Below are 8,357 nucleotides of genomic sequence, written 5' to 3'. Positions count from 1 at the left end.
TGAAAAAGGAGAGTGCTGTGTCGCGTAGACGCGTCGTAGTCACCGGTATGGGTATGTTGTCGCCACTGGGTACGGATGTGCCGAGCAGTTGGCAGGGCATTCTTGCTGGCCACAGTGGTATTGGTCTGATCGAACACACGGACCTTTCTGCCTATTCCACCCGTTTTGGCGGCTCGGTAAAGGGCTTCAATGTCGAGGAATATCTGTCGATCAAGGAANCCCGCAAGCTCGACCTGTTCATTCAATACGGCCTGGCAGCCGGTTTTCAGGCGGTGCGTAATGCCGGCCTGGAAGTAACCGACGCCAACCGTGAGCGCATCGGCGTGGCCATGGGTTCGGGTATTGGTGGTTTGACCAATATCGAAGAAACCAGCCGCACCTTGCACGATTCCGGCCCCCGTCGAATTTCACCGTTCTTCGTGCCGGGCTCGATCATCAATATGATTTCCGGTTTCCTGTCGATCCACTTGGGCGCACAGGGACCTAACTACGCCATCGCCACGGCTTGCACCACAGGCACGCACTGCATCGGCATGGCCGCACGCAACATTGCCTATGACGAAGCCGACGTGATGATCGCCGGTGGCGCCGAGATGGCGGCTTGCGGTCTGGGCATGGGTGGCTTCGGTGCTTCCCGTGCGCTGTCGACCCGCAACGACGAGCCAACCCGTGCCAGCCGTCCATGGGACAAGGGCCGTGATGGNTTTGTACTGTCCGACGGTGCCGGTGCGCTGGTACTGGAAGAGCTGGAGCACGCCAAAGCGCGTGGTGCCACGATCTACGCCGAGCTGATTGGTTTCGGCACCAGTGGCGATGCCTATCACATGACTTCGCCTCCGGCCGATGGCGCCGGTGCCGCACGTTGCATCACCAATGCCCTGCGCGACGCGAAGGTCAACCCTGACCAGGTGCAGTACATCAACGCCCACGGCACCTCGACCCCGACCGGCGATTTGGCGGAAGCCGAAGCCATCAAGTCGGTGTTCGGCGAGCACGCGTACAAGCTGGCGGTCAGCTCCACCAAGTCCATGACCGGCCACCTGTTGGGTGCGGCGGGCGCGGTCGAGGCGATCTTCAGCGTGATGGCGATCAANGNTCAGGTGGCGCCGCCGACCATCAACCTCGATGAGCCGGACGAAGGCTGCGATCTCGATTTCGTGCCGCACACCGCGCGCAACATGGATATCGATGTGGTGATTTCCAACTCGTTCGGTTTTGGTGGCACCAACGGTTCCCTGGTGTTCCGCCGGTTCGCTGAGTGATGCACAGCTGGGTCGACGGTCAGCCAGCGGACAGCGTGCCCCTGAAAGATCGCGGCCTGGCTTACGGTGATGGTCTGTTCGAGACCATTGCCGTGCGTGGCGGACAGCCGTTGCTGCTGGATCGACATCTGGTGCGTCTGGCCGATGGTTGTTCACGCCTGGCGATCAATGCTGATCACGAGCTGATCCGCAGTGAGCTGCTGGCCTATGCCCGCGCACTGGGTGAGGGCGTGCTCAAGCTCATCATCACCCGCGGCGACAGTCTGCGCGGCTACGCGCCCGACCCCTCGGCTCAGGCCCGACGCATTCTGCAAGGCAATCCTCCCGCTGCTTATCCGGCCGTAAATGGCGAACAGGGCGTTCGCCTGTTCCCGTGTGCGACACGATTGTCCAGGCAGCCTCTGCTTGCCGGCCTCAAGCACCTTAATCGTCTGGAGCAGGTCATCGCCCGTTCCGAATGGCAGGACACCGAGCATGCTGAAGGCTTGATGCTCGATTTGGCGGGACGCGTGATCGAAGGTGTGTTCAGCAACCTGTTCCTGATCCGCGATGGCGTGCTGATCACGGCCGATTTGAAGCGCTGCGGCGTTGCCGGCGTCATGCGCGCCGAATTATTGTTTCAAGCCGAGTCATTGGGGATCCCCACGCAAATCACTGACATCAGCCTGGATCAGCTGCAATGGGCCGATGAAGTCTTTGTCTGCAACAGCGTGTATGGCGTTTGGCCGGTGCGCGCCTATGCTGCGCTGAGCTGGTCGGTTGGGCCGCTCACCCGTAAACTCCAAACCATTGCCCGTGCGCTACTGGATGCTTGATACGTGAGACGTAAATTCTTGCTGCTGCTGGAAACCGGATTGGTTCTGGCAGGGCTGTGTCTGGGCGCCTCCGCCTGGAAGATTCATACGGCGCTGAATCAGCCGCTGAACATCACCCAGGAAGAACTGCTGGAAGTGCCCAAAGGCACCACGCCGACCCGCACCTTCTATCGACTCGAAGCCGATGGCGTCATCAAGGACGCTTTCTGGTTGCGCGTGTATTGGCGTTTCAATCTGGCCGGACAACCCTTGCACAAGGGCGAATACCGCATGCAGCCCGGCATGACCGTCGAAGGGTTGATCGACCTGTGGAAGCGTGGGGACATCGTTCAGTACAGCCTGACCCTGGTCGAAGGCTGGAATTTTCATCAGGTCCGGGCGGCATTGGCCAAGGATGAAAAACTCGAGCAGACCCTGAACGGCTTGAGCGATAGCGACGTGATGACCAGGCTCGGCCACACCGGGATCTTTCCCGAGGGCCGATTCTTCCCCGACACTTACCGTTTCGTGCGGGGCATGACCGACGTCGATTTGCTGAAAAAAGCCTACGATCGCCTCGACGAAGTCCTTGCCAAGGAATGGGAGCAGCGCGCTGCGGATGCGCCGTACACCGAACCCTATCAGGCGCTGATCATGGCCTCGCTGGTGGAAAAGGAAACCGGTGTGCCCCAGGAACGGGGGCAGATTGCCGGCGTGTTTGTGCGACGCATGNNGATCGGCATGCTGTTGCAGACCGATCCGACGGTTATCTATGGCCTGGGCGAACGCTACAGCGGCAAGTTGACCCGTGCCCACCTCAAGGAAGCCACGCCGTACAACACCTATATGATTTCGGGCCTGCCGCCGACCCCGATTGCCATGGTCGGCCGCGAAGCGATCCATGCCGCGTTGAACCCGGTGGCGGGCAACAGCCTCTACTTTGTCGCTCGCGGTGACGGCAGCCACGTGTTCTCCGATGATCTGGATGCCCACAATAATGCGGTGCGCGAGTTCCAGCTCAAGCGTCGTGCCGATTACCGGTCCAGCCCGGCACCGGTCTCGGCACCAGAAACCCCGAGTGCCGACACACCGGATGCCGAAGCGCCGATTCCGGCCGCTTCGCCCAATCCCGATCCCGACGCTTTGCCAGAAGTAGCGCCACAAGGCGCGCCGCAAGAACCCTCCGCTGTACCTGCTCCGACGCCCGTGCCCGAGCCGGACGCGCCGGCCCCGCAAAGCCCGCAATGACTCTGACTAAGGACTGCCTGTGACTGGCTTGTTTATTACCCTGGAAGGCCCGGAAGGCGCCGGCAAAAGCACCAACCGCGAATACCTGGCCGAGCGCCTGCGCGCCGCCGGTATCGAGGTGGTGTTGACCCGCGAGCCGGGTGGTACGCCTTTGGCCGAGCGGATCCGCGAAGTGCTGTTGGCGCCGGTTGATGAAGTCATGAACCCGGACACCGAGCTGCTGCTGGTGTTTGCTGCCCGTGCCCAGCATCTGGCCGAGGTGATTCGCCCGGCGCTGGCCCGTGGCGCGGTGGTCTTGTGTGATCGTTTTACCGATTCGACCTACGCCTATCAGGGCGGCGGTCGCGGATTGTCGCTGGAGCGTATCGCGGCCCTGGAAACCTTTGTGCAGGGCGATTTGCGCCCGGACCTGACGCTGATCTTTGATCTGCCGGTGGAAGTGGGTCTGGCCCGCGCCAGCGCTCGCGGTCGCCTGGATCGTTTTGAACTCGAAGGCCGAACCTTTTTCGATGCCGTGCGCAGTGCGTTCCTCAAGCGCGCTGAAGCTGACCCTGCGCGTTATGTACGGGTCGATGCCGCTCAGCCGCTGGCGCAGGTTCAGCAGTCGCTGGACGCCTTGCTGCCACGCCTGCTGGAGTTGGCCCGTGGCTGAAGCCTATCCGTGGCAGGACAGCCTCTGGCAGCAATTGGCCGGTCGCAAGCAACATGCGCACGCCTATCTGCTGCATGGCCCGGCCGGGATCGGCAAGCGGGCGCTGGCGGAACGGTTGATGGCCAGTTTGCTGTGCCAGCGNCCGGTCAATCTGGAAGCCTGCGGCGAGTGCAAATCCTGCCTGTTGCTCAAGGCCGGAAGCCACCCCGATAACTATTTGCTGGAACCCGAGGAAGCCGACAAGGCGATCAAGGTCGACCAGGTGCGTGACCTGGTCAGCTTTGTGGTGCAGACCGCGCAGATGGGCGGGCGCAAGGTGGTCCTGATCGAGCCGGTGGAAGCGATGAACATCAACGCCGCCAACGCCTTGCTCAAAAGTCTTGAGGAACCGTCCGGCGACACCGTTTTGCTGTTGGTCAGCCATCAGACCAGCCGTTTGTTGCCGACCATCAAGAGCCGCTGCGTGCAGCAGGCCTGCCCGCTGCCGAGCGAAGTGATGAGTCTTGCCTGGCTGGCCAAGGCCCTGCCGGACAGCTCGGAAGAAGAGCGTGTCGAACTGCTGACCCTGGCGGCCGGCTCTCCGCTGGCGGCGGTCAAGTTGCAGGCCCAGGGCGTGCGCGAACAGCGAGCGCTGGTGGTCGAAGGCGTGAAGAAGCTGCTCAAGCAGCAGCAATCGCCGACGCAATTGGCCGAAGAATGGAAAACCGTCCCGCAGTTGCTGTTGTTCGACTGGTTCTGCGACTGGTCGAGCCTGATCCTGCGCTANCAGTTGACCCAGGATGAAGCAGGGTTGGGATTGGCGGACATGCGCAAGGTCATTCAATACCTGGCGCAGAAAACCGCTCAGGATAAGGTCTTGAGTATCCAGGACTGGATTCTCGCCCAGCGTCAGAAGGTCATGAGCAAAGCCAACCTCAATCCGGCCTTGTTGCTGGAGGCGCTGCTGGTGCAATGGGCATCCTTGCCTACCCAGAAGTGATCGTCTGTGCCTAGACTCTGATCATCAGCAATGGAGGTCAGCATGAATGAAGGCGTCAACCCGGGGCCGCGCAACGGCATTTTGTCCCTGACCATCAAGGACAAGTCCGTGCTTTACGCGGCCTACATGCCGTTCATCAAGAACGGTGGCCTGTTTATCCCGACCAACAAGAGCTACAAGTTGGGCGATGAGGTGTTCATGCTGCTGAACCTGATGGATGAGGTCGATAAGATTCCGGTGGCCGGCAAGGTTGCCTGGATTACCCCCAAAGGTGCGCAGGGCAATCGGGCTGCCGGGGTCGGCGTACAATTCAACGACGGCGACAACACCGCGCGCAGTCGAATCGAAACCCATCTGGCCGGAGCCCTGAAGTCCGACCGTCCCACTCATACGATGTAAGTTGCAGCCCTTTTATGCTCGTAGATTCCCATTGTCACCTCGATCGTCTTGACCTCGCCGCCCACGACGGCTCCCTGGATGCCGCACTAGATGCGGCCCGGCAGCGCGGGGTAGGGCACTTTTTATGTATCGGCGTCAGCGTCGAAAATGCCGCGGATGTCAAAGCCCTGGCCGAACGTTATGACGACGTCGACTGTTCAGTGGGTGTGCATCCTCTGGATGTACAGCCGGGTGCTGCGCCGGCGCTCGATTGGTTGCTTCGTGAGCTCAATCACCCCCGTGTCGTGGCCATCGGTGAAACCGGGCTGGATTATCACTACGAGCCGGAAGCGGCCGAGTTGCAGCAGGCCTCGTTTCGCCTGCACCTGCACGCCGCGCAGCAAACCGGCAAACCGGTGATCGTCCACACCCGCGGCGCCCGCGCCGACACGCTGACCCTGCTGCTCGAAGCTGCGTTGCCTCAGGCNGGCGTGCTGCACTGTTTCACCGAAGACTGGGACATGGCCAAGGCTGCGCTGGACATGGGCTATTACATTTCCCTCTCTGGCATTGTCACTTTTCGCAATGCCGATGCGCTGCGTGACGTCGCCAGCAAAGTGCCGGCNGACCGCCTGCTGGTGGAAACCGACTCGCCGTACCTGGCGCCGATCCCCCATCGCGGCAAGCCGAACCTGCCGGAATACGTGCGCGAGGTGGCGGAATTTCTGGCAATGTTGCGTGGTGAGTCTTTTGAGCGATTTGCCGAGCAGACCACTGAAAACTTCAAGCGTCTGTTTCCGCTGGCGCATGTGAAAGGCTGAATCGCAGGCAAAAAAAACCCGGGTTCTGGGGGGTGAATCCGGGCTAAGACCATTAGGAGTAAAACAAAGGCACGCGGTCCGTTGGTACCTATATCGACGCGACACTTGGGGGAGATGTCCCGTCGACAGTTCAAGTATTGATCAGTATTGCGCCGAGTCCAGTTTACCGGCCGCGGTTTTTAAACAATTTTGGAATACGGGCGCTTCGGAAGTGTTCTCATCAACAGGCGACCCTGTGTGAAATCATCAAGAAACACAGATATGGTCGGATGATCCGTGCATTTTGGCGCAAGTTAGGCATAATACGCGGCTTCGAATTTTGACCCCTACAGACCTTTTCTTATGCATAAAGAACCCCGTAAGGTCCGTGAGTTTCGCCGCCGTGAGCAGGAAATTCTCGACACCGCACTCAAGTTATTCCTTGAACAAGGTGAAGACAGTGTCACCGTCGAGATGATTGCGGATGCCGTGGGTATCGGCAAAGGCACGATCTACAAGCACTTCAAATCCAAGGCCGAGATTTACCTGCGCCTGATGCTCGACTATGAGCGCGACTTGAACGAACTGCTGCATTCGGCTGACGTGGACAAGGACAAGGAAGCCCTGTCCCGTGCCTACTTCGAGTTCCGCATGCGTGATCCGCAGCGCTACCGCCTGTTCGACCGGCTGGAAGAGAAGGTGGTCAAAGGCCATCAGGTGCCGGAAATGGTCGAGGAGCTGCACAAGATCCGCGCCTCGAACTTCGAACGCCTGACCTTGCTGATCAAGGGCCGCATCAGTGAAGGCAAGCTTGAAGATGTGCCGCCTTATTTCCACTACTGCGCTGCCTGGGCGTTGGTGCACGGCGCGGTTGCGCTGTACCACTCGCCGTTCTGGAGCAATGTGCTGGAGGATCAGGAAGGTTTCTTCCAGTTCCTGATGGATATCGGCGTGCGCATGGGCAACAAGCGCAAGCGCGATACCGACACTCCGAGTAGCTGAACCATTCAGTTGCCTTATTGCGCCATGATTTCGCTATATGGCGCAGTACCTCAGGAATATACTCAGGCATGGGACTTGCTAAAACTTGATTTGTGAGTCAAGTTTTACGCGTTCAAATTCCTTTCGCCGGAGTGCTCCATGATCGTTGATCGTCAAGGCAGGCGGTTTCGCAATTTGCGGATCAGCCTGACCTCAGCCTGCAATTACGCATGTACCTACTGTGTGCCTAACGGCAAGCGGTTGGTGGCTGCCCAGGACGAACTCTCGGCCGAGGCCATGGCCCGTGGCGTGGCTTATCTGATCGAAGCGGCGGGCATCGAGCGCCTGCGCATCACCGGCGGCGAGCCGCTGGTCAGCCCCAAGCTGGAAGCCTTCATGGGCGCGGTGGGCGGGATGGGGCTCAGTGATATCAGCCTGACCACCAATGGTCAACTGCTGGCGAAAAAGCTGCCGTTGCTGGTGGACGCCGGCATCCGGCGCATCAACGTTTCCCTCGATACCCTGGATGCCAGCGCGTTCCGCAGCATTGCCCGTGGCGGCGACCTGGCGACCGTGCTCGACGGTATGGATCAGGCCAAGGCCGCCGGCCTTAAAATCAAGGTCAACATGGTGCCNCTGCGCGGGCAAAACCTCGACCAGGTGATGCCGCTGCTCGACTACTGCCTGGAACGCGGCTATGAATTGCGCTTCATCGAGCTGATGCGCATGGGGCACCTGGCCAGCGACAACAACGCCTTCCTGCAGCAGTTCGTCAGCCTTCAGCAGTTGCTGAGCTTGATCGGCGAGCGCTACGAATACCTGCAAGCCGATGCGCCCGTAGACGCCACTGCCGTGCGCTACGAAATTCCGGGGCAGGGGCATTTCGGTGTCATTGCCAACGAAAGTGTTCCCTTCTGCCGGACCTGCTCACGGTTGCGGCTGTCATCCACCGGCTGGTTGCATGGCTGCCTGTCGTCGAGCAACCGTCACTACGTCGGCGATCTGTTGGACAAGCCGCGCCATCAGGCGTTGCCGGCGTTGCAGCGTCTTCTGGTGAAAGCCTTGGGGGACAAGCAGGAAGTGGCGTTTTCGGGTGGTGCGACTGTCATGAAGATTATTGGCGGCTGATCGGGCCCCATCGCGGGCAAGCGGGAGCGTGGCTTGCCCGCGAACGCAATCTGTCAGACGCAGATGTTTGCCGAGCTGGCGCGGAAGCTGCATCCAATGGCCATTCGCCGGTTTTCCGTCACCGGCTTTTGGAGG

9 protein-coding genes are annotated in these 8,357 nt (G+C 60.3%); all 9 read left to right on the top strand.

Annotated elements, in window-relative coordinates; genetic code table 11:
• Nucleotides 1–17: 17 nt before the first annotated feature.
• The 9 genes from fabF (at nucleotide 18) to B7L09_RS08835 (ending at nucleotide 8,222) form a co-directional block, all read left to right on the top strand.
• The gene (fabF, locus tag B7L09_RS08875; RefSeq protein WP_094468503.1) at nucleotides 18–1,262 is read left to right on the top strand and encodes a beta-ketoacyl-ACP synthase II; all 1,245 of its coding nucleotides are present in this window, start codon (nucleotides 18–20) and stop codon (nucleotides 1,260–1,262) included.
• Nucleotides 1,262–2,077 (top strand): aminodeoxychorismate lyase, encoded by an 816-nt coding sequence (gene pabC, locus B7L09_RS08870; RefSeq protein WP_094468502.1) that lies wholly within the window; start codon nucleotides 1,262–1,264, stop codon nucleotides 2,075–2,077. Before fabF ends, pabC begins: the two co-directional genes overlap by 1 nt.
• A 3-nt stretch (nucleotides 2,078–2,080) precedes the next feature.
• Nucleotides 2,081–3,304 carry an endolytic transglycosylase MltG gene (gene mltG, locus B7L09_RS08865; protein ID WP_094468501.1) on the top strand — a complete coding sequence of 408 codons (1,224 nt, stop codon included), beginning with the start codon at nucleotides 2,081–2,083 and terminating at the stop codon, nucleotides 3,302–3,304.
• A gap of 19 nt (nucleotides 3,305–3,323) precedes the next feature.
• Complete coding sequence (gene tmk, locus B7L09_RS08860) at nucleotides 3,324–3,956, top strand: dTMP kinase (RefSeq protein WP_010461848.1); 633 nt, start codon at nucleotides 3,324–3,326, stop codon at nucleotides 3,954–3,956.
• Complete coding sequence (locus B7L09_RS08855) at nucleotides 3,949–4,935, top strand: DNA polymerase III subunit delta' (RefSeq protein ID WP_094468500.1); 987 nt, start codon at nucleotides 3,949–3,951, stop codon at nucleotides 4,933–4,935. Before tmk ends, B7L09_RS08855 begins: the two co-directional genes overlap by 8 nt.
• 42 nt (nucleotides 4,936–4,977) lie before the next feature.
• Nucleotides 4,978–5,334: a PilZ domain-containing protein gene (locus tag B7L09_RS08850; RefSeq protein WP_094468499.1), complete on the top strand. Its 357-nt coding sequence runs from the start codon at nucleotides 4,978–4,980 to the stop codon at nucleotides 5,332–5,334.
• 14 nt (nucleotides 5,335–5,348) lie between these two features.
• Entirely contained in the window at nucleotides 5,349–6,134 is a 786-nt protein-coding gene (locus tag B7L09_RS08845) for a TatD family hydrolase (RefSeq protein ID WP_094468498.1), read from the top strand.
• A 342-nt stretch (nucleotides 6,135–6,476) separates the two neighbouring features.
• Entirely contained in the window at nucleotides 6,477–7,115 is a 639-nt protein-coding gene (locus B7L09_RS08840; protein ID WP_094468497.1) for a TetR/AcrR family transcriptional regulator, read from the top strand.
• Nucleotides 7,116–7,253: 138 nt separating this feature from the next.
• A complete protein-coding gene (locus B7L09_RS08835) occupies nucleotides 7,254–8,222 on the top strand; it encodes a GTP 3',8-cyclase MoaA (RefSeq protein ID WP_094468496.1) in 969 nt (322 codons plus the stop codon).
• The last annotated feature ends 135 nt before the right edge of the window (nucleotides 8,223–8,357 follow it).

Origin of the sequence: Pseudomonas mandelii (genome assembly GCF_002251635.1) — a bacterium.
Classification (GTDB): Bacteria; Pseudomonadota; Gammaproteobacteria; order Pseudomonadales; family Pseudomonadaceae; genus Aquipseudomonas; species Aquipseudomonas mandelii_B.
The sequence above is the reverse complement of the archived record's forward strand: the minus strand, read 5'-3'. Positions and strand labels throughout refer to the sequence as shown.

Excerpts from the sequence above, each read along its gene's own strand:
- pabC (WP_094468502.1), top strand. The coding sequence starts at position 1,262 with ATGCACAGCTGGGTCGACGGTCAGCCAGCGGACAGCGTGCCCCTGAAA.
- B7L09_RS08840 (WP_094468497.1), top strand. The coding sequence starts at position 6,477 with ATGCATAAAGAACCCCGTAAGGTCCGTGAGTTTCGCCGCCGTGAGCAG.
- B7L09_RS08850 (WP_094468499.1), top strand. The coding sequence starts at position 4,978 with ATGAATGAAGGCGTCAACCCGGGGCCGCGCAACGGCATTTTGTCCCTG.